The sequence below is a fragment of the Lactimicrobium sp. genome, assembly GCF_036453465.1.
In the GTDB taxonomy this organism is placed as follows: Bacteria; Bacillota_I; Bacilli_A; order Erysipelotrichales; family Erysipelotrichaceae; genus Bulleidia.
Window position 1 is genome coordinate 22,847 of the sequence record NZ_JAZHUW010000008.1, and the last position, 23,289, is coordinate 46,135.

Sequence of the window (23,289 nt, forward strand, 5' to 3'; positions counted from 1 at the left end):
AGCCACCTCCTTATTTCTGCATCTTCGGATCGATGGCATCACGCAGACCATCGCCAAGCATATTAAAGAACAAAATCGAAAGGAAAATCATCACTCCAGGCGGTACCCAGTACCACCACTTCTGCTGAAGAATGTACAGGTTGCGCGCTTCCTGGATCAGATTGCCCCAGGTCGGAGTCGGCGGATTGACGCCAAGTCCAAGGAACGACAGGGATGTCTCAGTCAGAATAACATTTGCCATGGACATTGTGACATAGACAATGACATAGGCCAGAACGTTCGGGAACAGATGAATAAAGATCTGTCTTGTATTGGAAATGCCCAGTGCCCGGCAGGCTTCCATGTAGTCCATTTCACGCAGAGAGAGGATCTGACCGCGAACGATACGACAGATGGAAGGCCAGGAAAGAACGGCCAGAATCACGATGAGTGTCCGGATCGAATTTCCAAATACGGCCTGCAGCGTGATGCAGATCATCAGGAACGGGAAGCACATGAAGATTTCCGAAATACGCATGATAACTGTATCAACAAAGCCGCCAAAGAATCCGGAGATCGAACCAAGCACAACGCCGATCACGCACTCAAGAGCAGTTACCGACAGAGCAACACCCAGTGATACACGGCCGCCGGCAAACAGTCTGACCCACAGGTCACGGCCAATCTTATCCGTGCCGAGCCAGTGAGCTGCACTCGGAGGCATATTTGCCTCTGCACTGTTGGTCTGTGAAATCGTATATTTGGAGAACATCGGCACAAAGATGCAAAGCAGAACAATGATGATCAGACCCACCAGAGAGATCATTGCCATCTTGTTCTTTCTCAGCCGGCTCCACACACCGCCCCAGTAGGAGTACTTCTTGGCGGCCCGCTTGATTTCTTCTTCACGGGAAAGCTGTTTTTCTTCCGTCATTTTTTCCTCCTTACTCATACTTGATACGCGGATCCACAGCCGCATACAGCAGATCAGCAACAAGCGTTGACAGCAGGGTTACAATACTCAGAATCGCATTGATGCCCAGCAGCAGCGGATAGTCACGGTTGGTAACACAGTCAACTGAAATCTTGCCGACACCAGGCAGAGAGAAGATTGTCTCTGTCATGACAGCACCGGAAATCAGACCTGGAATCTGGAAGCCCAGCAGCGTCACAATCGGAATCATGGCGTTGCGGAATGCATGCTTATAGATAACGACCTTCTCGGACAGACCCTTGGCACGGGCTGTACGGATATAATCAGAACGGATTACCTCAAGCATACTGGAACGCGTATAACGCATGAAGCTTGCCGTCTGGGCAAGACCAAGCACAATCGCCGGCAGAACCAGATGATATGCTTCATTCATTACCTTGGCAAAGCCGCTGCTGAAATGACGGGTAGAATCTACCAGGCCAAATACAGGGAACCAGCCAAGATCTACAGCAAATACCTTCAGAAGCAGAAGACCAAAGAAGAAAGTTGGCAGCGCAAGTCCAATCAGGCAGAATACGGTCAGAAAGTTATCAAGAGCAGAATACTGCTTGGTTGCACTGACGATGCCGCACGGAATGCCAATCAGCATCGAAATAATCAGAGCACTCAGTGAAAGAGCAAACGTACAGCCAATGTTCTCCCCGATCACCTGAATTACCGGTTTGTACTGCTTGTAGGAATAGCCGAGATTGCCTTTCAGCGCTTCCCCGATCCAGTTGAAGAACTTCACATAGATCGGCAGATCCGGATCAAGCTTCTCCTGCAGAGCCGCCTTCATTTCCGCAGTCATTTTCGGGTTTACCATTGTACTGGTAATACTGCCAGGCGCGTGGTCAATAATGACGAACAAAATCAGCAGTATGCCCAGAAAGACCGGGATAATCTGAAGGAGTCTCCGGATGATATAGTTTTTCATAATACTCCTTTCATACACATTCTCCCGCCAGCCTGCGCACTTCAGAATAACGGAAGGAAAAAAGCAAATATCGGCAGTGCACTTTGTATCTGCAGGTGCACTGCCGATATGCCAGTCAATTTTAGTACGTAACCGTACTGAAGTCTAATGGAACCTTGACAATCAGGCCTGATCGAGTGATACGTCGAAGATCAGCTTTGTAAAATCCATGTAAGCGGACAGATCATCGAGACCCTTGACTCTGTTGGCAACGCCCCAGATTTCATTTCTGTAAGCAACCACAGCAGTCGCCAGCAGATCATTCTGACGAACAGCCCACTCCTTGTAAATATCAGCTCTCTTTGTCTGATCGAACTCAGTTACACCTTCATGCAGCAGTTCCTGAGAACGCTCATCATACAGTCCGGAAGAGTCATATCCACCGGCTCCGCCTGCATCAGCATCGAAGATGCCGCCCGTAGGATCCGGATCAATATCAACCTGCCATCCCATCGTATAGATATCGAAGTCCTTTGCACCCGGTTCAGGATCCTGAACAGTGGACGCAACAGTTGCGAAATCCATCTGAACAACATTCAGCTTAACGCCAATCTGTCCCCAGGAATCAATTGCCATGGAGGCCAGTGTTCCAGGCCATGTGGAATCCGTATAAACGAGCCAGTTGAGTTCAAGCTTGTCGCCATCCTTGTCACGGATGCCATCACCGTCTGTATCAGTCCAGCCAGCCTCATCAAGCAGAGACTTTGCCTTGTCAAGATCATAATCATACGCATTCAGCTCAGAGCTGTCCGGGAAAGCCCAGGAGATCGGAGAGAACGGTGCCATACCAACAGAAGCGAGTTCATCAGAACCATATTCATTCTTGATGAATGTCTTTCTGTCCAGCGCATACATCAGAGCCTGACGTACCTTCTGATCCTGCAGAGCACCTGTATGATGATACTGCGTATCCGGATTAGCCGGTGTGCAGTTGAACTGCATATATGTATAGCCATTGCCGATATAGGAAATCAGATGTGCATTGTCCATTCCGTTGATGCCATCAACGTTTTCCTTCTTGGCAGCAGGCTGGCAGAGATCAATCTCACCAGACTGCAGTGCAGACAGAATTGTATCCTCAGTGACGTTCGTCATAGAGACACCATCGATCTGCAGCTTCTTGCTGGAATCCCAGTAATTCTCATTCTTCTTCAGATTTGTATACTGGTTTGCAGCATAGCTGTCCAGAACAAGCGGTCCGGAACCAACCGGATCCGTATTCAGCGCTGTCAGAGCATCCCAGCTGTCATGCTCATAATGGCTCTTCTCCAGAATGCCATAGCCGGCAATTTTGGAAATGTTGACAGGAGAAGCTTCCGTAAATGTGAAAGCAACAGTCTTGTCATCGATGACATCAATCTTGTCAATCGCAGCAGCCAGATCGCCGCGAGGACCAGCATAGTCATCTTCCTTTGTCAGATTGAAGGAATACGCAACATCATCTGCAGTCATGGCATTGCCATCAGAGAACTTGATGCCATCCTTCAGTGTGAAGGTATAGGTCTTCTCATCATCAGATACCGTCCAGTCTGCCAGATAAGGAACGAAGTTGCCATCCTTGTCATTTGTAACCAGCGGTTCGAAAATCAGGCTGCATACCCAGTTGTCATAAACCGTGCTGGAAATGAACGGGTTGTAAGTGCCAGTGAGTCCAGACAGGCCGAATCTCAGAATATTCTTGTTTTCTGAAGTGCCTGCTGAGGAAGATCCGCCGCATCCCACCAGGGAAAGCGCCAGAACTGCCGTCATAGCTGTTGAAGCAAGCTTTTTCATTTTCTTTCTCCTCTCTAGAAAGTATGTGCTCATTATAACTGCAAATTTCATGAAATGGGGTCTTTAATTTCACAATTTCTTCACTTTTTTCATTTTCGTATACATTATTTTTGAAAACTTTTGCATTCTGTTTTCCACGTATTTTCCTGTTTGATCTTTACAAAAGGGCCTTCCACTTATATGCATGCATAGCTTTGTATAATCTAACTAACTTTTCTTCCACAAAGTATCTATTCTTTCCTGTACCCTGCAGACAAAAAAGATGGAGCATCACACTCCATCCCTTTCAGCCATCACTCAGTCGAGATCCTCACCATTGGACGCAATGACCTTCTTGTACCAGAAGAACGAATCCTTGCGATAGCGCTTCATGGTCTTCAGGTCGAACTCATCACGGTCAACATACACAAAGCCATAGCGCTTGCGCATGCCCTCATGTGTTGAAATCAGATCAATTGCTGACCACGGGCAGTAACCCATCATCTCCACACCATCCGTAATGGCAAGACGCATCTGCTTGATATGCTCACGCAGATAATTGATACGATACGTATCATGAATCTTTCCATCCTCGCCAAGCGTATCATACGCACCAAGACCATTCTCGGTAATGATAATCGGCAGATGATAGCGGGAATATACCTCTCTCAGCGTATTGCGGAAACCAACTGGATCAATCTCCCAGTTGAACTCTGTTCTTGGCAGGTTTGGATTCTTGACCGTCTTATAGACACCTGGAATACCGCCGGCACTCTGCTGGTCGCCATCTTTCAGTGCCTCAGAACCATCACTATAGGCAACCGTAGCTGTGGAATAATAGTTGAAGCCAATGAAGTCCGGATGGCCATTGGCCAGTGCTTCTTCATCACCCGGTGCAAATTCCGGCAAGGCATCATTTTCTTCCAGATAGCTCCAGACCAGATTGTTATAGCGGCCATATACTGCCATATCCAGATACAGCCAGTTGCGGATCGCATTGAAGTTCTGGGAAGCCAGCACATCCTCAGGCTTGCAGGATGCCGCATATACCAAAGAAATATTCGGAGCCGGACCAATCTTGGCATCCGGAATCATCTTGTGGCAAAGTGCCATGGCCTTGGCCTGTGCTACCAGCATGCGGTGATTCTGCTGATAGGTCTCCTTCAGCACATTCGTTGTTCCTGCAGGAATATGCAATGTACCAATCACCGGTCCCACCAGTGTTAACATATTCTGCTCATTGATCGTCAGCCAGTACTTCACCCGATCACCAAAGTTTTCAAACATGACCTTGGCAAAGTTGACAAACCAGTCCACCGAATCCGGATTGGACCAGCTGCCACGCTCATCCAGCGCAGCCGGCATATCAAAGTGGAACATTGTCACCAGCGGTACGATGTTGTACTTCAGGCACTCATTGATCAGATTGTTGTAATAGGCAATGCCCTTGGGATTAACCTCACCGGTACCCTGCGGAATAATCCGTGACCAGCTGATGGAGAAGCGGTATACCTTGAAGCCCATCTCGGCAAACAAAGCAATGTCTTCCTTATAATGATGGTACTCATCCGCACATACCTTCAGATCAGAAGTCCCTGCCGGCACTTCCTTGACATCCTGGCAGGAAGGTCCCTTGCCATCTTCCAGACTGGCACCCTCTACCTGATACGCACTCGTTGATGCACCCCAGAGGAAATTCTCAGGAAAAGCTTTCAATTTCTTATGCAGCATATTCTCGCTCCTTTATTATCTGTTTTCAGTGTAACCGGCCAGCAGAATCTTTTCAAGCTGAACAGGCGTATCCACAATGATGTTCATGCCTGCCTGTTTCATTGCATCAAGATCTCCAAAACCCCAGCTCACACCAATCGCATCCATGCCAAAGTCACGGGCACCAACGGCATCATAAGCCGTATCCCCCACCAGCACACATCTGTGATATTTCATACTTGCAAGGGCATACTGCAGCACGGAAAGCTTGCTGTCACGGCTGCCATCCAGACTTGCCCCGGCAATCAAAACAAAATACTTTGCAAGATCAAACCGGTTCAGGATCTCAACAGCAAGATCCTGCGGCTTGCTTGTCGCAACACCCAGCTGTATGCCGGCAGCACACAAAGAAGAAAGCAGTGGTGCAATGCCGTCATACGGTGCATTGTCAAACTTGCCAAAGGCATTGTAATTCTGCCGGAACACAGCAACTGCCTCCTCAACATCATCCTCTTTCACGCCGAAACGGGGGAACATTTCCCGCAAGGGAGGACCCACAAACACAGTCAGATCCTTCTGTTCATAATGTATGCCAAAATGTGCCAGTGCTTTCTGCACACAGGCCGTGATGCCAGGCGCAGAATTGGTTAACGTACCATCCAGATCAAACAGCACAGTATCATACTTAACCATGCAGCACCTCTTTCAGTACGGTAACAATCTCTTCCTGTTCTTTTAGGAAAGTACCCTGGATCAATTCATCTGAACCGCCGCCCCTGCCATCTAAAAGCTGATTCAGCTGTTTTCCCAATGTGCGCAAAGGCAGACACTCACTCATGATCAGATAGCTGTAACTGCTGTTGTCTTCCTTTGAACAGATCGCAATCGTCTTCACTTCTTCCTGTAACAGTGCCTGCTTGGCACAATGGCGCAGATCATTGCGGCTTACTCCCTCACCAAACAGGATCATCAGGCCGTTTTCCACTCTGGCATTCTGCACTTTCTGCAAAAGATTATCCCGGACATACTGCTGCAGTTTCCCATCTGCAGCCGTCTTTTCTTTCTGCAGTTTTTCAACAGACGATGCCAGTTGCTCCATCGGTGCTGATAAAAGATGAGAAATCTTCTGCCCCTGTTCAAACAGCATCGATACATATGCATATGCCTTTGATCCTGCCAGCATGGTCAGCCGGGTGCCGCCTTTATGTTTCTCACATGTCAGCACCTTGAAAAGACCAATCTCACCGGTACTTTGAACATGCGTACCGCAGCAGGCACACACATCCTCTTTGCCAACACAGACGATGCGGATCTTTCCCTGCAGCTCCTTCTTGGAGCGGTAATCCAGCTCTGATAATGTTTTTTCATCAGGATACTGGATAATGACAGGCTCATTGCGCCAGATGGCCTGATTGGCAAGCAGTTCCACTTTATTCACATCCTGCCAGGAAAGCGGGCCATTGAAATCCACCTGAATGACTTCACCCATATGGAAGCCGACATTGTCATATCCATACAGATGGTGGACAAGGCCGGAAAACAGATGTTCCCCGGTATGTGCCTGCATATTGTCAAACCGCCTGTCCCAGTCAATCCTGCCATGCACAACTGTTCCCACAGCAATCGACTCTTTGCAAAGATGCACCACCAGATCCTCTATGCGCTTTGTGTCCGTTACTTTCACATCATTGAGATATCCTGTATCTCCCGGCTGACCGCCTCCCTCAGGATAAAAAGCCGTATCATCCAGCACAATGCCATAGCCATCCTTCATCTTTTCACAGGAAACCACCACACCATCAAATTCCTTCACGTAGGCATCCCTGTAAAACAGCTCATTCATTTCCATATTTCTTCCCCGCTTTTTCCTTTGGCATTGTATCATGGAACCATATGACCGGTATTGATATTGTCCAGCTTTCCCGCATCCGCCTGGATCCACCTTTCATCGATAAAATCCTGACCCAGGAAGAACAGATAGAATACAAAAAGATCGAGACAGACAAGCGGCGCATTGAATACCTCGGCGTGCATTTTGCCGCCAAAGAAGCTGTCTTTAAGGCATTAAATGATCCACACTGGCTTTCCTATTCTATTCTCCATGAAAAAAATGGCAGGCCGTATATCCTGAACCATCCAGACTGGGAAATATCCATTGCCCATGATGGGGATTATGCCATTGCCATTGTCATCATTCATTCGTGATAAAAGCACCACACTGCACAGCACCTTTGCCGGATTCCTTGACCTGATACAGTTTACGGTCAGCCTGACGGATAAAGTCCGGCAGATCCACCTCCGATAAACATCTGCCATAGACAAAGCCCATGGAAGTACTGATCGGACCAATCTGATCATTTTCTGCCTTTTCACGCATCTTTTCCTGTGCTTTTTTTGCCATTTCCAGAAACTGCAGCGGCGGCATATCCGAGACCACCAGAAATTCATCGCCGCCATATCGATAACATGCCGCATCACCAAAGCTATCAATCAGAACATTCGCAAACCGTTTCAGCACCATATCGCCGGCCTCATGGCCATAGGCATCATTATAATGCTTGAAATTATCCACATCCGCCATCATCACACAGATCGGTCTTCCCCGCCACAGCACAGAATTGCGGTTCAAACCATACCGATTGAAAAGCCCGGTCAGAGAATCACGCACACTGGCATTGCGCCATGTCTCATTATCCTGCTGCAATATCGTATTGGCATCCGCCATATTGCCTTCCTGCACAAAGTTGGACAGTGATGTATACCAGCCCACCAGGGAAACAAGCTCGACCATGGCCAGAAACACAATGTAGGAAAAACGGAAATGTGTCGCCCATAGATTATAGTTGTGTGCCACATACATCAAAGCACAGTGGAGAATGCCAACCGCGCCAAGTGAAACAATCGGCCGGATCCGGAACAGGCACAAGCCGCCGACCACCGTCGTCAGTAAGATCATGAAATGATCACCTGTATTCATGCGGGCAACACTGGTAGCCATGCCAAAGATGACTGTCTCAAAAAGACAGAACTGGCCGTAAACCTGCGTGACGCGCGGATGGTCAAACGTACCGCGCACAGTCTTAACACATATCACCAGTGATGCCGCAATCGTGAGGATATACAGAACACTGAATATTCTGCCGATCCAGCCGCCTCTTCCTGTCACAAATTCACCGATGGCATACAGAATCATGGCAATGGCACAGCCAATGCCGCAAAGCGCATTATGTCTGGTAATCTTCCTATATATATCAGGACTGATATGTTCCAGTCCAAGCAGATGCCGGATTTCTCTTTCCATTACGCCTCCCCAATGTATTTTCCCGAATACCCGTCTGCGCACAAAAAAAGATGCGGATCTTGCAGCTGGCTGCCATTTCAGGCCCTCTTAGCTTTGCGACGCCGGGTTTCCCTCGGTTATGCTCATTCATTTTTGAGTTGCCTGTGTACCATATACCGAATCAGCACATTCGTCAAGCCCTGTGCATCATGACAGGGGGAGAAGAATTTCTCCCCCATCATGTACTCAGATCAGGATACCCTGCAGATGATCACACTCATGCTGGATGACTTCGGCCGTAAAGCCATTGTATGTCATCGTATGCCACTGCATATACATATCCTGAAAACGCAGCGTAATCTTCTGATACCGCTTTGCCTTGCGCAGGCCATCCAGGCTCAGACAGCCCTCCATCGCCTCATACGGATCCTTTTTCGCAATGATCTGTGGATTGAAGAACAATGTGCACACCGAGCCGATCATCACACAGATGATCGCCACATTCTCACCAACCATGTTCGCTGCAATACCAGCACAATTCTCACGATTGGCATCCAGCGTATCGGCCATATCACAAGCCAATGCAATATCATTGGATGTCGCCTTGCGTGCCTTCATCTGCAGCAGTAATTCATCCCGGACAATGGTTCTGATCATCTAAGCCACCTCCCCTTACACAAAACCATGGTTCTCTCTGCTTTCATCATAAACTGTTTTTCCTTCTGGTTCCATGGTCATATGCAAGAAGAATGCGGCAGATGCACCTTTCATGATTCAGCTGTACATAGGCATGATCTTCATCCTCATTCCAGGCAGCCTCAATCTGCTGATGCAGCCTTGCCTCAGAACGATATTCACATGAAATCTCCATTGGTATGATCCCTTTCTGCAGATGTACTAAAAGATCATCACCCAGATCCAGATAGCGCGCATTATTCATATGCCCGTTCATGTCACACCACGAAAAAGGCACAGTAAAACTTTGCTTCTTTCCTGTCTCTTCTGCCTTCAGCTGCACCGGCAATGGCGCCTGAGACTGCCGTTCTTCAGCAGGCACAACAATATGTCTTCTCTCCGGAAAAACAACTTTCCGTGTTTCTGCATCCATCAATGCCCACAGCGCACTTCCTTTGACCAGCACATTGCCATGATCATCCTTCATTTCATAATAACGGGGAAACAGGACATGTACACACGTACCCGGCCATGATGAAAGAAGGACATGCTCACCATACTTTGGCAGCCGGGCAATCTGAACCCTCTGCTGCACAACAACCCACAGAATACCATGATCCCGGGTCACCTTTTCACCAGCCCCAAGCTGTTCAGTATCCAGAATCGAAATCTCCTGCAGATATTCATACAGACGGGATAAACGCATGATGGAAAACATGTTTACATCTTTGTTCTGCAGTGTCAGCTGTTTTTCAATCATTTTGATCCATATGCCTCAGAATGGCATCCGCCGCATCCCCGACAGACAGAATCCGATCCCATTCCTTGTCCGGAATCTTCACCCCATACATACCTTCCAGCTTTGTCATCACCAGAATGAAGCCCATCGAATCCATATTTGTCTCCGTATTCAGCCGCGTACCGGCATCCATTGTACCACTGACAAGATCCGGCACATTCTCCTGCACAACCCGGATCACCTGCGACACTACCTCATCCCTTGTCATTCCACTTCCTCCTGTAATACATATCTTCTGATTTTGCCATTGGCAGTGCGGGGCAGCACATGCCCCAGCATCACAACATCCTGAATGCGGTGAGAATAGGCCACCTGGCGCATCACATGTTCCAGAACCTCATCCACTTCCATCCTGGTTCTGTTACCACCATACACAAGCACCAGCCGGCCATCCTTCACCATCACAGCTGCCTCCTGATCCCCCAGGGCATCACAAAGCATCTTCTCATACTCCGGCAGAAAGATCTTGGTGCCATCATTCAGCACAAGCATCTCCTTCTTTCTCCCGGTAATATGCAGCCGGCCAAGATCATCAAAAAAGCCTAGATCTCCCGTATGCAGCACCCCATGCCGCAATACCTGTTCCGTAGCATCAGGCTGCTGGTAATACCCCTGCATCATACAGGCATCACTGCGGATCAAGATCTCACCATCCGATGCAATCTGAATCTCATCCTCAATGCATACCGACATTGCCAGCATATCCCCGCTCACACTGATTGCTGCCCCGGAGCTTGTCTCACTCAGGCCATAGCCAAAAGCCACATGGAAGCCAAGCTGCTGTGCATGGCGCATCAATACAGGATCACATGAAGCACCACCGATCAGGATCTGCCTCAGCTCTTTGTTAAACAAACGATGTTTCATCAAAAAGCCAAACAAAGCCGGCACAAGTGATACAGCCGTCGCATGGAAATACATGCCATCATCCCCATAGTGCCGCCTGCCCCTGCCTAGCGCCACCGCAGCCCCGCAGTTCAACCCCCACAGCATACCGCATACAAAGCCAAATACATGATCCAGCGGCAAAAGGCAAAGCAGAACATCATCCTGTGATAACGGCAGGCTGTAAGATCCATTCCAGGCTGCTTTGACAAGCGAAGTGCCAGTCAATACCACTGCCCGCGAGGAAGACGTTGTTCCCGAGGTAAAAAACAGAATGCGGTCTCTGCCATCTGATACGCCTTTGCCAAGCACAAAATCTCCTTCACAGCCATAGATGCAGTCCATATCCATCTGTGTGATCAAAGACTGGATTTGTTCAATCCCAAGATTTTCTGAAAGCATGACAATCTGCATGCCGGCAAGGTTTGCCGCAAAGATTTCCACAATCGTCTCATAGCAAAGGTGGCAGACAATCCCGATGCACGTATGGCCATAAAAGGCAAGCTTTGCTGCCCGGTTTTGAACATCAGATGCGAACGAGCCATAGGAATGACGGACAAACTTGCCGTTTTCTTCACACAGAAAAGCTGTGTGTGTTCCCAGATACCCCGACATTTTTGCCACCATGTCGGATAAATTGGCATATTGAATGATCATGATCTTGTTTCCATCCTGAAAGTACTATAACATATATTTGTGGATTTTTTAACAAGCATTGCTTGTAAGCCCTATCATGGGCAGGGAGAAAAAACAATGGATCATAACATTCGCATTGCCATCATTGGCGGCGGACCTGCCGGTCTTTCGGCAGGCATGTATCTCGAGAAGAAGGGATACACCAACTACACGATTCTCGAACGCAGCGATCATGTCGGCGGCAAGTGCCATTCCCCGCACTACGGGGACAAGCGCTATGAGATGGGTGCCATCATGGGCGTCCCCACCTACTATGCCGTGCATGATGTCGAAGAATTCTGCGGCATCACGCATGATGGGCCAAACCTCATCCGTGAGTACAAAAACAAAAACGGCAAGACAATTGAGCCTTTCAACCCCAAGAAGAACCCGCTGCAGATTCCGCATCTGCTGGCGATGAAAAAGGCCGTCAAGACACTGGGTGAACTGCTGGAGACAAAGTACAAGGGCTATGACCTCAACGGCCACCGCGGTGTATCTCAGGGACGCTATGACGGCTATGAAGTCACCCGTGAAAGAAAGCATATTTCCGGCACCAATGAGAATCTGAAAGATCTGTGTCTGCCGTTTACGCAGTTCTGTGCCCTCAACCACATTGAACCGGTCATGGATATCTGGATCGGCCCGTTCACATCCTTCGGCTATGGCTACTTCGATGAGATCCCGGCAGCCTATGTTCTGAAATATCTGGATTTCCGCACGACCATGGACTTTGTCAAACTCAATCTCTGGACATGGAAAGATGGCACCCAGTCCATCTGGGAACATCTCAATGACAAGCTCATGCACCAGGCAAGACTGAACACAAGCATCACCAAGGTGGAAAGAAGAGATGGTAAAGTCTACCTCACCATTGATGGAAAAGAGGAAGCGTATGACAAGCTCATTGTTACCTCACCTCTGGATCAGTTTGTGCAGTATGCCGATGCCAGAGAAGATGAAACAAGCCACTTTGAAAAGATTATCCATGAAGAATACGATGTACTGGCTGTTGAGACAAAGCCTGAGGATCAGCCGGTCATGTCCTATTATGTGTTTGAAAACATGGTCAAGGAACGCCTCGGCCATCTGATGGTTCTCTACAGAAGATGGCGTGATGATGTCAATCAGCCATTGACAACCTATGCCCTGCGCAATCATACCGATATGCGCGAAGTACCTTACGATGTATGCAAAAAGACGGTGCTGGCAGATCTTGTGACCATGCACACACCGGCAGAGAATATTATCAAAGAAGAAGACTGGTATTACTTCCCGCATGTTTCCAGCAAGGATTACAGTGATGGCTGGTATGAGGAAGTTGAAGCCATGCAGGATAAATACAACACCTTCTATGCTGGTGAAGTCATGTCCTTCGGCGACATGGATGAAACCTCAGAATATTCAAAGGAACTGGTCGACAGATTCTTCTGATGATTACAGGGAAGAGCGCTGCTCTTCCTTTTCTTTTGCGGCAAGATGATGATCAATGGCAAGCACAATCAGCGCCACCACAATACCCCCGAGCACGTCCAGCACACTATGCTGTTTGACAAACATCGTTGCAAGACAAATCAGAATAGCAATGATATGAGATACCCATTTCACCCAGGGATATGTTTTGGCAGACGCAGAAGCCTGCCAGAAACCATCAATGATCAAAGTAATAAAGACATGGATGCTGGGAAATACATTTTCCTGTGTATCCGCCGCCCAGATGGCTCTCATGATCTGCATAGACAAAGATTGATCCGTAACATCTGAAGGACGGATATCGGTGCCATTTGGCACAAGACAATAGAACAATAAGGTAAGCATCATGGAAATGATGCAGGACAAAGAAAGCCGCCAGAAAGAGGAACGGTCTTCCTTTTTCAAAAACCAGAACAGTGTCAGAGCAATATAGGGAAACCAGAGAACATAGAACCAGATCATCTGCGGCACAAAGGGAATGGCATCATCCAGAGCACAGTGCATGATGAGCTTTGGCACGGTTACATATTTCTCCACTCTGGTGAAACAGAAGTAATAGAAGCCCCACAGAGCCAGATTGACAAGAATCGGATGTTTCTTCAGTTTTTCACGCATGTCTGGATTGTATCATACTGCCCAAAAGAAAAATTCCTGCAAATGCAGGAATTTGTAGTTATGCATCAGCGGAATCCATGAACGGCTGCAGATGACGGGATCTGGTCGCATGCTTGAGCTTGGTCAAACCCTTCTTCTCAATCTGACGGATGCGCTCTCTTGTCACATCCATCTCACGGCCAACCTCTTCCAAAGTCATCGGCTCATTGCCATCCAGACCGAACCGCTTGATCAGCACTGTCTTTTCACGGTCAGTCAGCGTATCCAGCAACATGAAAATCTGATCATGCAGGGCATTGGCCTCAGCATACTGAGAAGGTGTCATTGTATGCTCATCCCGGATCAGATCCCCAAGAGAAGTATCATTCTCTTCACCAATCGGTGTCTCCAGAGAAACGGTATCACTGGCCATCTTCTCAATTTCGGCAATCTTCTCTGCTGTCATATCATCCATCTTGGCCGCAATCTCTTCCAGAGAAGGCTCACGTCCAAGCTCCTGGGACAGCTGTCTTCTTGTCTTATGAATCTTATGCAGAGTCTCATTGACATGCACAGGAATACGGATATTGCGGGAATGATCCGCAATAGCACGGGTAATCGCCTGACGGATCCACCATGTTGCATAGGTAGAAAGCTTGAAGCCCTTCGTATAATCAAACTTGGAAACTGCCTTCATCAGGCCGATATTGCCCTCCTGAATCAGATCCATGAACGACATATTAAAGCCGCTGTAACGCTTGGCAACCGAAACCACCAGACGCAGATTCGATGTTACCAGCATATCACGGGCAGCCTCATCACCATTGGCAGCCTTGATGGCCAGATCCTGCTCCTGTTCCGGCGTCAACAGAGGAATCGTACCAATCCGCTTCAGATAATTATGCACGGCATCCGTACTGTTCAGTGTGATATCCGCACTTGAACTCTCCAGATCCAGCTGCTGGCCTTCCTCCTCATCAGAATCCTCACCATCGTTCAGATCTTCATCATTGGAGGCATCATCCTCATCAAAATTCAGATCCTCATCTTCAACTTCTGCTTCTTCGTTTTCGTTCTTCTCTTCGTCCATCACAACATCGTCCTCGTTTCAAAAAGGGAGGCTGCGCTTCCCTTTATTACTAATATCGCGACACAATCTTTTGTATCCTGTAGTAGTATAATGATTTTCCAAACGTTGTAAATGCAAAAAATCCTGAATTTAACACGAATTTTCGTGTAAACGCATTCATGCCCGGAATGAGGAATTTCAAATTCATGGTAGCTTTTTGTAAAACCCCTTGGTATAATGAATGTCGCGATCGGGATTTAGCGCAGTTTGGTAGCGCGCTTCGTTCGGGACGAAGAGGTCATGGGTTCGAATCCCGTAATCCCGACCTGAAGGGAAGTTCACACGAACTTCCCTTTTCTTTTTTGCAAGTACTCCACAAACGGAATAGAATCGAGACTGCTATGTACACTGCTGTCAAAGTCATCGACTGTCTGATTCTGCTTGGCCTCTACCTGTTTTTCTTTCTGGGCAGGCTGAAAGGACAGCCAAAACTGACAATCTGCCTGAAATCCCTGTACTACCTTTACCTTTGTACAGTCTTTTACTGCACCCTTGTCCCCATCATCCCCACCTTTGATGCCCCAAGCATCAATCTCATCCCCTTCCGTGATTATTTCTTTGCCTATGGCGACTATCACCGCCAGATCATTCTCAATATTCTGCTGTTTATGCCCATGGGCTTCTTCATGGCCTGGCACCGCAGAAGATCCATCTTTTCGACAACCCTCACCTGTGCCTGCATCTCATTTGCCATTGAAGTATTGCAGCCATGGATCACCATCGGCAGAGTCTGCGATATCACGGATCTGATCACCAATACCATCGGGGCACTGTTGGGCTGTCTGATCTATCGCGCCTTTCACCGCTTCATTGACAAGCTGAACGTGCTATCATGAGCTAAGAAAGGATGTGAAACAAATGCTATCTCAATATTGCTTTGATGGCAGTAGACATTTCAATATCAAAGAGGCTTCCACCAGTGAAACCCATATGTGCAAAGACAAGGAAGAGGCAGCTCTGAAACTGGATAAAAACAACAAGAAGATTGATGAACTCCAGCAGAAACTATATGCTGAAAAGAAAGAAGGCGTCATCTTCCTGTTCCAGGCCATGGACGCTGCCGGTAAGGATGGCACCATCCGTGCGGTGCTGCAGTGTCTGTCGCCACACGGTGTCTTTGAAGCAGCCTTCAAGCAGCCTTCTTCCAATGAACTGGCCCATGATTTTCTGTGGCGTGTTGAACAGCAGGTACCAGCCAAAGGTGAAATTGCCATCTTCAACCGTTCCCAGTATGAGGATGTACTGATTGGCAAAGTCAAGAAGCTGTATGAAACACAGGCACATGCAGACCGCATCAAGAGTGAAGATGTCATCAAGGACCGCTACGAAGACATATGCCACTTTGAAAAGTATCTGTACCATAACAGCGTGCGTACCGTGAAGTTCTTCCTGCATGTCTCCAAAGAAGAACAAGCAAAGCGCTTTCTGGACAGGCTGGATGAGCCTGAGAAGAACTGGAAGTTCTCGGCAGGCGACTATGCAGAAAGACAGTACTGGGATGCCTACCAGAGTGCCTTTGAGGATGCCATCAATGCCACCGCCACCAAAGACTGCCCATGGTATGTCATTCCGGCAGACCACAAATGGTATATGAGATATCTTGTCTCAGAGATTATCCTGAAAACACTCAAAGACATGGATCCCCACTATCCAGAGGTCACAAAGGAACGGGAAGCAGAATTTGCCCGTTACCGCAAAGAACTCGAGCAGGAAATCTGAATCAAGTCAAAAAAGCCTCGGTGTGAAGTGATCACACCGAGACTTTTCCTTTTTCAGCAGCTTTGATAAAACGGGCAGCCATCACTGTAAACAGTTCTGCACTCATGAGCAGATCTTCCGCATGCACAACGGCAAGATCCACATCCTGATCCTCACTTGCCAGCATCGCCGCATGGATACGGTGTGCCTGTATAAACTGCCGCATACCATCATCCAGCAGATGCTGTGCCTTTTGATACTGGCCACACAGGCTGGCATCGATCGAAGCCAGACATAACTGCCTGGCTTCATGCAGAAGCGCAGTCAGCTCTGAAATCGAGTCAGTCGAGATCTTCGCCATCGCTGGCAATCACTTTCTGATACCAGCCAAACGAATCCTTCTTACTTCTGGCCAGAGTGCCCTGTCCCTTGTCATCACGATCGACATAGACAAAGCCATAGCGCTTTCTCATCTCACCTGTACCAGCCGAGACAAGATCAATGCATCCCCACATCGTATATCCCATCAGCGGAATACCATCCAGACATACCGCATCACGCATCGAGGCAATATTCTGACGCAGATAGTCAATCCGGTAGCTGTCATGCACCGAACCATCTGCCTCTTTAACATCATTCCAGCCAATGCCGTTCTCTACAACCCATAATGGCTTATGGTAGCGGTCATACAGCGTATTCAAAGCAATCCGCAGACAGTCAGGATCTGTCTCCCAGCCCCAGGCATTGCTCTGCAGATAAGGATTCTTGACAGAACCAGGCATCATATTGCCAGCACCTTCTGCTTCCTTATGCGTTGTCATTGTCGTTGAGCCATAGCAGGAGAAGCTCAGGAAGTCTGCACTGTAATCATGCAGCAGCTGCAGATCACCAGGTTCCATCTGCACTTTCACACCTTCACGCTCATACTGCTTCAAACGCCATGCAGGATAGGCACCGCCGGTCTGTACATCAGAATAGAACAGCGTATTATGCTGCATTTCCATCACTTTCAGCTGATCCGCCGGATCACATGTATAGGCATAGTTTGGCTGATAGGCAAGCATCTGACCAACCTTGATTTCAGGATCAATCTCATGAGCAGCCTTTACCGTCAAAGCACTGGCCACAAACTGATTGTGGGCACCCTGGGCACGGGACTGCGGATCAGACTTGATCATGCCGCCGCCCATGAACGGCATCATATCCATGCAGTTGATCTCATTGAAGGTCAGATAATACTTCACTTTGCCCTTGTAGCGCTTCATGACTGTCGTGGCATATCTGACAAAGAAGTCAACCAGGCGGCGGTCAATCCAGCCGCCATAGGCAATGGTCAGATGCAGCGGTGTCTCATAATGGCTCAATGTTACAAGCGGCTCAATGCCATACTTCTTGCATTCATCAAACACATTGTCATAAAACTGCAGACCTTCTTCATTAGGCTGCTCATCATCCCCATTGGGGAAGATTCTTGCCCAGTTCATGGACAAACGGAAACATCTGAAGCCCATCTCACCCATCAGGGCAATATCTTCTTTGTAATGATGATAGAAATCCGTGGCAGTGTGGCTGGGATAGTATTCCCCATCGATAACAGCCGGAACTGCACCTTCCGGGAACTCCATTCTGCCGCCAAAGGAAAGCGGAACACTGCCGGTTTCGCCATCAGCCTTGCGCCAGGTAATCCGGCGCGGTGTCGTATGGGAACCGTTGGTAATCACATCAGCAGTATTGAGACCTTTACCGCCTTCATCCCAGGCTCCTTCATACTGGTTGGCAGCCGTAGCGCCGCCCCACAGGAAATCCTTCGGGAACTTCATCACGCAGCCGCCTTCTCAGCTTCCGCAGCTTTCTGTTCCTGCTCGTACAGCTGTTTGTCATACACCTTCATAAACGGAATCCAGATCAGTGCATCCGGGATCAGCATCAGATAATCCCAGATGAAGTTATGCCAGCTCAAAGAACTCAGGAAGCCGCCAAAGCCCATCGGCAGCAGTGACATGATGGCAATATGGCCTGGAACAAGGAATCCTGTTCTCCAGCCCAGGAAGTATGTAATCAGCATATTGACCGGAATGGTCAGAATGTATGGAATACCAAGGACAGGGTTATACATTACCGGGAAGCCGAACGTGACAGGCTCATTGATGCCAAACCAGCCCGGCACCAGAGCAATCTTCGAAACTGCCTGTATCTGCTTGGACTTTGCTTTGCGTGCACCCCAGAGAACAGCCGGCCATGTATTGCCGGTACCACCACAGGTAGCCATACATCCAAAGAGGAAGGACGCATTGAAGGCATTCTGGAAAGTCAGCTTGGTGCCGGCTGCATACAGAGCTTCGTTTGCTGCAAAAGCCTGAATCATCGGTGCCATCAGTACGGAAACAAGAATCATCGTGCCATGGATACCAAACAGCCACATCAGGCCGGCGAGCAGGCCGAGCACGATCATGCCAGGCACGGAAACAAGAGCGCCAAGCGGGTAGGACAGGATGAACATGAAGCCTGCGCACAGTCCCATGGAACCTCCGGAAACTGCCTTGATAAGGATATCGACAAGATAGCATGGCAGAACTGCAAACAGCAGCGGGAGGATAGCAGAGAAACCATTGACCAGAGCCGGCGGACATACATCCGGCATCTTGATGCGCACATTGTGATCAACGCAGAACTTTTCAACCCGGATCGTCACCCAGCAGATCAGGAAGCCGATGAACATGCCCTGGGCGCCCAGATATGTCATATCCATGACAGATGTACCAGCCTCAGTTGTGGAAACAGAGGAAGCAACAATCAGGAATACAACAGCGGAATCAATGCCGGACATCACCGGTGATTTCAGGCCGCAGTTTTTCGCATAATTGTAGCCAAGCAGGAAGACAAGCCAGATGGAAATCGTATTCATCGTAAATTCATACGGCTTGTAAATTGTTGCGTAGATAGTGGAATCGGCTGCCCACCAGTGGAACATGTTGCAGCCAATTGCATCAATGATAGTGAAGATAGCGCCAACCATAATCGGTGCCATCATTGACATCATTGCAGACTGAAGCGCAGAGACAAACGGATTGGTTGCCAGCTTCTGGCCGCCATTCTGCAGCGCCTGCATAAATTTAGAATTAAAGAAACCGTCCATGAAGAACTCCTTTCACTTACTCAGACATGATTCTTTGAATCAGATTTGCAATATGAGAACAATTCGCTGTGGCATAATCAAACGCATCCAGCACAGCACACGGTACATCGGCTTTCTTTCTGACATCATTCAGAAGATAGCCAACCTGAGGTGCAATCAAAACAGCATCAGCATGATCACGTTCATCATACACAAACACTGTCTCTGCCTGAATCTCCCAGTCTAATCCATGGCTTTCACTGTATAGATTCATTTTCTTCACCAGCAGACCGCTTGACATACCGGCTGCACACAGGATCATGATCTTCACAAGCGTCTCACTCCCATTCACATGTATGGATTGTATACGCTTTCATCAATGTGACAACATCATAAAACATTCACAGAAAATATTTTTTATACACTATTTTTAAACTTTTTTGTCAGGTTTACCAGTTTCTATCGTACATTCTAATTTGTGTATGCATTTTGTAACGGTTTTATCAATTTGTGTATAATTTATTTATTCTTCGTATTCTCACCAGAACAATTTGTACTGTTTCTGACATCTGGAATCTATCAGAAATTCTTATTACAATAGGCCTATGAAACTAATCAGAACCTGGGATATCAGCAGCGATGCCTTCTTTGATTATCTGGAAAAGAAAGTTTCTGCAGAGATCAAGGAATGCACAGGAAGAACAATCAAGCCTTCGTCATTCAGCGGCTTCAAATACTGTAAGAAGAATCCCTCCAGCGGACCGGATACCAATATTACAATTGAAAAATATGTGCGTGGCAGCATTTATCAGGTAACTGCACGCAGTCTGCAGCAGACCATAACCAACACATTTGAAACAAAGGGAGAAGACGGAAAGCTGGAAGTGACGATGACATCTGTCATCAGCGAATATGATAGGAAGAAAGATGCAATGTCACCGTTGAAGCGCACTTTCTATTCCTTTGCCTGGCATTCCCGTATGGCAAGGGTCATGGGGAATATGTATGAGGATCTACTGCGTGAAAAAAATCATGTACCGGAGCCAAAACCAATACCTGGCACAAAGGGAATGAAACATTTGTCGAAAAAGCTGTCAGGGCATGTTGATGCCTGACAGCTTTTTATATGCGCTTTAACATGATTACCAGCGTCACCAGATCATCATCCGCAAAAACCATATGGAACCCTTTTTCCAGACGGCGGACAATTCTCGCCACATTATTGAGATCATCCCGGCATGCCCGCCAGACTTTTTCTTTCTGACTTTTTTCAACAGATGGTGCTGGTTTGCCAGCCAGAATTCGTTCAATCGCACAGGCAATGTGAATGAATATGCCATCTTCCTGCTGATCATTCAAGCCATAATCTCTGCGTAAAGCATCTACAACACCTGGCAATAACTCCTTGAGCCTGGGAATAGACGTATAATGGAACTCACCCTGCAGGAATTCATATACCTGATTGTAGTTTTTCCCACTTGTACGCACCGGCGCAAATGTCAGCACCTGGTCCAGTACCTCTTTAGGATTGGCAAAGATGCGGGATACCGGAATAAATGGAATACCAAACATATGTGGATTGAATGTCCCGACAAATGCATGGATACGGCTTGTCCGCCGCAGCATATCCATTCTTCTGGCTAATTGTTCACGGTTATCAATCGACATTGCAACAGTTGGAATACCAAGATGGGAATATTGATCGATATAGCGTTTCAGCTCCATTGCACCACCTTCACCCGTCTGGCATAAGGTCACGATCACCGGCTGTTTCTTTTCTGGATCTGATTTCAATTCCCTGTTTTCGAGCATGAAACTATGATACACATCATCTGCACCGGTTTCCTTTGCACACATTCTGGCAAGATCCAATCCCCACAGCGTCACCGGCATATAGATGCTCCGTATCGGAATATGGGTTCTGGCAGAAATATTTTCCAACATAGTTTGAAATGAACCCATGTCATACATGGCAACAATACCAGCGTCATGATCAAAGCTTTTTACCATTTCTTCCAGATCTTGTTCTGCCTTTACCGGGTCCGTATCCAGATCCATATCAAACCCATATGCATTATTAAGATGAGTTAATGCATTAGTCGCGTCAGCCAGCGCTCTGGCAGCACCGGAACCATGAAATGCATACAAGAATACGGGATGATGATTCTCTGTTTTCTGCGTGAGAAGATATTCGGACAAAACAGCTATTTCACCCGTATTCAATTCCAGTCCAAGCGCATCATATAATTCTCTGGCAAGTGAAAATGCACATTGATATTCTTTGGGATGATTTTCCACAATATCATGCATTTTCTCATCCGAAAGCACCACTGGCTTAAATGGCCGGCTGGCAAAGGCATTCAGGTGCAGGCAGATGCCATAAAAAATCTGCGGTGGAAAACTATGCTGCAGCGTTTCCCTGGTTTTCTCCAGCCAGACAGAAACAATCTGAATCAAGCGGGGATCTACCACCTTGGCCAATTCTCCAGTATCGGTTACATTCTCATTATCAGCCGCAGGACATTTCTCATCTTCTTGTCTTACAACTGCAAGCATATCCTTCTGCAAGGCATCAAAACTCAGAAAACCCTTTTCATGGTCAAACTGTAATACATCACTTGAAATCAGCGCATTTAACTGACGCATTTTCCCACGTGCTGAAACTGCGTACTCTCGTACAGAGGTTGAAAGATCATCCAGCACAACATGCATTTGCGGATGGGCATCATCAGCAATACGCCGATATGCCATGGCACAGGCTGCCCGCATCTCATTCTGCAGTGTTTGTAATCCAGCCTTTTCTTCAAACAAGACAAAGGAAAGAAAGGCTTCCCGGGAAATATCCAGATCACAGCCCGCCTGCTTCACTTCCTCTGACAGCATCTCTTCGCCAATCTGCAGACGTTCTCTGATGCCAAACGCAGATAAGCCTGGAAGCTCAATTCTCTGTGCTTTTCCAAAATCACCAGCGAAAACAGAAAGAGAAATAATCCAGATCCGTTCTTTCCGATCTGTTTCATCCGCAATCAAACGGGCAAGTTCCTGATTTGGAAGCAGTGACGCTCTTTCCACCAGCACCATACCAGTCTTGTCTTTTACTGCGTCTTCCAGCTGATGGGCTGTTCTGCCAAGGAAAGTAACGTCAAGAATCTGACAAGATGTTCCTTTAGAGAAAACTTGTTTCTGGCAGGCAAATTGATACATGCGCCGGGCAAAGCCAAGTCCAACCGTTTCATCTGGGCTGATCAGCAGTACGACACCAGAGCGATTGGGATATAAAAGGTAGGCTTGTGCTTCTGCAATTGGCTTGGCAAAGACAGTATCCGCGCCAATCAGATTATCAAAGTCAGAGGCATCGCTGTTCTGGTTTTCCGTTGGCAGTCCATAGATCACCGGCCGCTGCTTGGACTTAACCAGTCTCCCCTCCTTAACAAGATCATTCAAGGCACTGGAAACATTGGAACGCTGCATATGCATTGCCGCAGCAATCTGTTCCGTTGTCAAACGATTGCTGCGATCTGCCAGAATGGTTTGCTGCACATAGGTATATATTTCTTCCTGTTTGCGTTTCATAAG

Annotated in this window: 23 protein-coding genes, 1 tRNA gene and 1 riboswitch; of the genes, 6 read left to right on the forward strand and 18 right to left on the reverse strand. The window is 47.7% G+C overall.

Annotated features, from left to right (window positions below):
- Nucleotides 1–10: 10 nt before the first annotated feature.
- From opp4C to SOI44_RS03380, 6 genes are all read right to left on the reverse strand, one after another.
- Nucleotides 11–913 (reverse strand): oligopeptide ABC transporter permease, encoded by a 903-nt coding sequence (gene opp4C / locus SOI44_RS03355; RefSeq protein ID WP_108775165.1) that lies wholly within the window; start codon nt 911–913, stop codon nt 11–13.
- A gap of 10 nt (nt 914–923) precedes the next feature.
- Complete coding sequence (locus SOI44_RS03360) at nt 924–1,889, reverse strand: ABC transporter permease (RefSeq protein WP_277645671.1); 966 nt, start codon at nt 1,887–1,889, stop codon at nt 924–926.
- Between the two features lie 162 nt (nt 1,890–2,051).
- Nucleotides 2,052–3,701 carry an ABC transporter substrate-binding protein gene (locus SOI44_RS03365; protein WP_331347826.1) on the reverse strand — a complete coding sequence of 550 codons (1,650 nt, stop codon included), beginning with the start codon at nt 3,699–3,701 and terminating at the stop codon, nt 2,052–2,054.
- 297 nt (nt 3,702–3,998) lie between these two features.
- Nucleotides 3,999–5,411, reverse strand: a complete 1,413-nt coding sequence (locus tag SOI44_RS03370; RefSeq protein WP_331347827.1) for a glycoside hydrolase family 1 protein — start codon at nt 5,409–5,411, stop codon at nt 3,999–4,001.
- 15 nt (nt 5,412–5,426) lie between these two features.
- A complete protein-coding gene (locus tag SOI44_RS03375; RefSeq protein WP_331347828.1) occupies nt 5,427–6,083 on the reverse strand; it encodes an HAD-IA family hydrolase in 657 nt (218 codons plus the stop codon).
- Complete coding sequence (locus tag SOI44_RS03380) at nt 6,076–7,239, reverse strand: alanyl-tRNA editing protein (protein WP_331347829.1); 1,164 nt, start codon at nt 7,237–7,239, stop codon at nt 6,076–6,078. The genes SOI44_RS03375 and SOI44_RS03380 overlap by 8 nt, the downstream gene beginning before the upstream one ends.
- Before the next feature lie 44 nt (nt 7,240–7,283).
- On the opposite strand from SOI44_RS03380, the gene SOI44_RS03385 reads away from it, so the two are divergent.
- Nucleotides 7,284–7,595 carry a holo-ACP synthase gene (locus SOI44_RS03385; protein WP_331347830.1) on the forward strand — a complete coding sequence of 104 codons (312 nt, stop codon included), beginning with the start codon at nt 7,284–7,286 and terminating at the stop codon, nt 7,593–7,595.
- On the opposite strand, the gene SOI44_RS03390 is transcribed toward SOI44_RS03385, so the two are convergent.
- The 5 genes from SOI44_RS03390 to SOI44_RS03410 form a co-directional block, all read right to left on the reverse strand.
- The gene (locus tag SOI44_RS03390; RefSeq protein ID WP_331347831.1) at nt 7,582–8,691 is read right to left on the reverse strand and encodes a GGDEF domain-containing protein; all 1,110 of its coding nucleotides are present in this window, start codon (nt 8,689–8,691) and stop codon (nt 7,582–7,584) included. The two genes, SOI44_RS03385 and SOI44_RS03390, sit on opposite strands and share 14 nt — an antisense overlap.
- Nucleotides 8,692–8,748: 57 nt before the next feature.
- A riboswitch (cyclic di-GMP riboswitch) is annotated at nt 8,749–8,824 on the reverse strand.
- A 92-nt stretch (nt 8,825–8,916) separates the two neighbouring features.
- Nucleotides 8,917–9,327 carry a peptide deformylase gene (locus SOI44_RS03395; RefSeq protein ID WP_331347832.1) on the reverse strand — a complete coding sequence of 137 codons (411 nt, stop codon included), beginning with the start codon at nt 9,325–9,327 and terminating at the stop codon, nt 8,917–8,919.
- 46 nt (nt 9,328–9,373) lie between these two features.
- Nucleotides 9,374–10,105, reverse strand: a complete 732-nt coding sequence (locus tag SOI44_RS03400; RefSeq protein ID WP_331347833.1) for an acyl-[acyl-carrier-protein] thioesterase — start codon at nt 10,103–10,105, stop codon at nt 9,374–9,376.
- The gene (locus SOI44_RS03405) at nt 10,098–10,352 is read right to left on the reverse strand and encodes an acyl carrier protein (RefSeq protein WP_331347834.1); all 255 of its coding nucleotides are present in this window, start codon (nt 10,350–10,352) and stop codon (nt 10,098–10,100) included. The genes SOI44_RS03400 and SOI44_RS03405 overlap by 8 nt, the downstream gene beginning before the upstream one ends.
- On the reverse strand, nt 10,349–11,686 hold the full coding sequence (locus SOI44_RS03410; protein WP_331347835.1) for a class I adenylate-forming enzyme family protein: 1,338 nt from the start codon (nt 11,684–11,686) through the stop codon (nt 10,349–10,351). The genes SOI44_RS03405 and SOI44_RS03410 overlap by 4 nt, the downstream gene beginning before the upstream one ends.
- 96 nt (nt 11,687–11,782) lie before the next feature.
- On the opposite strand from SOI44_RS03410, the gene SOI44_RS03415 reads away from it, so the two are divergent.
- Entirely contained in the window at nt 11,783–13,138 is a 1,356-nt protein-coding gene (locus SOI44_RS03415; RefSeq protein ID WP_331347836.1) for an FAD-dependent oxidoreductase, read from the forward strand.
- A gap of 3 nt (nt 13,139–13,141) precedes the next feature.
- On the opposite strand, the gene SOI44_RS03420 is transcribed toward SOI44_RS03415, so the two are convergent.
- A complete protein-coding gene (locus tag SOI44_RS03420; protein ID WP_331347837.1) occupies nt 13,142–13,792 on the reverse strand; it encodes a phosphatase PAP2 family protein in 651 nt (216 codons plus the stop codon).
- 58 nt (nt 13,793–13,850) lie between these two features.
- Nucleotides 13,851–14,861, reverse strand: a complete 1,011-nt coding sequence (locus SOI44_RS03425) for a sigma-70 family RNA polymerase sigma factor (protein ID WP_331347838.1) — start codon at nt 14,859–14,861, stop codon at nt 13,851–13,853.
- A 230-nt stretch (nt 14,862–15,091) separates the two neighbouring features.
- Between SOI44_RS03425 and SOI44_RS03430 the strand changes: the two genes are divergently transcribed.
- From SOI44_RS03430 to SOI44_RS03440, 3 genes are all read left to right on the forward strand, one after another.
- A tRNA-Pro gene (locus tag SOI44_RS03430) sits at nt 15,092–15,165 on the forward strand.
- A 76-nt stretch (nt 15,166–15,241) separates the two neighbouring features.
- The gene (locus SOI44_RS03435) at nt 15,242–15,736 is read left to right on the forward strand and encodes a VanZ family protein (RefSeq protein ID WP_331347839.1); all 495 of its coding nucleotides are present in this window, start codon (nt 15,242–15,244) and stop codon (nt 15,734–15,736) included.
- A 22-nt stretch (nt 15,737–15,758) separates the two neighbouring features.
- A complete protein-coding gene (locus SOI44_RS03440) occupies nt 15,759–16,619 on the forward strand; it encodes a PPK2 family polyphosphate kinase (protein ID WP_331347840.1) in 861 nt (286 codons plus the stop codon).
- A 31-nt stretch (nt 16,620–16,650) separates the two neighbouring features.
- Here the strand turns inward: SOI44_RS03440 and SOI44_RS03445 are convergent, their stop codons facing one another.
- Genes SOI44_RS03445 through SOI44_RS03460 form a run of 4 tightly spaced genes read right to left on the reverse strand, consistent with a single transcriptional unit; the run spans nt 16,651 to nt 20,035 of the window.
- Complete coding sequence (locus tag SOI44_RS03445) at nt 16,651–16,959, reverse strand: PTS lactose/cellobiose transporter subunit IIA (RefSeq protein ID WP_331347841.1); 309 nt, start codon at nt 16,957–16,959, stop codon at nt 16,651–16,653.
- Nucleotides 16,940–18,418 carry a family 1 glycosylhydrolase gene (locus SOI44_RS03450; RefSeq protein WP_331347842.1) on the reverse strand — a complete coding sequence of 493 codons (1,479 nt, stop codon included), beginning with the start codon at nt 18,416–18,418 and terminating at the stop codon, nt 16,940–16,942. Before SOI44_RS03450 ends, SOI44_RS03445 begins: the two co-directional genes overlap by 20 nt.
- Entirely contained in the window at nt 18,418–19,734 is a 1,317-nt protein-coding gene (locus SOI44_RS03455; RefSeq protein WP_331347843.1) for a PTS sugar transporter subunit IIC, read from the reverse strand. The genes SOI44_RS03450 and SOI44_RS03455 overlap by 1 nt, the downstream gene beginning before the upstream one ends.
- 16 nt (nt 19,735–19,750) lie before the next feature.
- On the reverse strand, nt 19,751–20,035 hold the full coding sequence (locus SOI44_RS03460; RefSeq protein ID WP_331347865.1) for a PTS sugar transporter subunit IIB: 285 nt from the start codon (nt 20,033–20,035) through the stop codon (nt 19,751–19,753).
- A 283-nt stretch (nt 20,036–20,318) separates the two neighbouring features.
- Here SOI44_RS03460 and SOI44_RS03465 point away from each other — a divergent pair, with 283 nt between their 5' ends.
- Nucleotides 20,319–20,828, forward strand: a complete 510-nt coding sequence (locus SOI44_RS03465; RefSeq protein ID WP_331347844.1) for a DUF3284 domain-containing protein — start codon at nt 20,319–20,321, stop codon at nt 20,826–20,828.
- Between the two features lie 7 nt (nt 20,829–20,835).
- Here the strand turns inward: SOI44_RS03465 and SOI44_RS03470 are convergent, their stop codons facing one another.
- On the reverse strand, nt 20,836–23,286 hold the full coding sequence (locus tag SOI44_RS03470; protein ID WP_331347845.1) for a PRD domain-containing protein: 2,451 nt from the start codon (nt 23,284–23,286) through the stop codon (nt 20,836–20,838).
- Between the last annotated feature and the right edge of the window lie 3 nt (nt 23,287–23,289).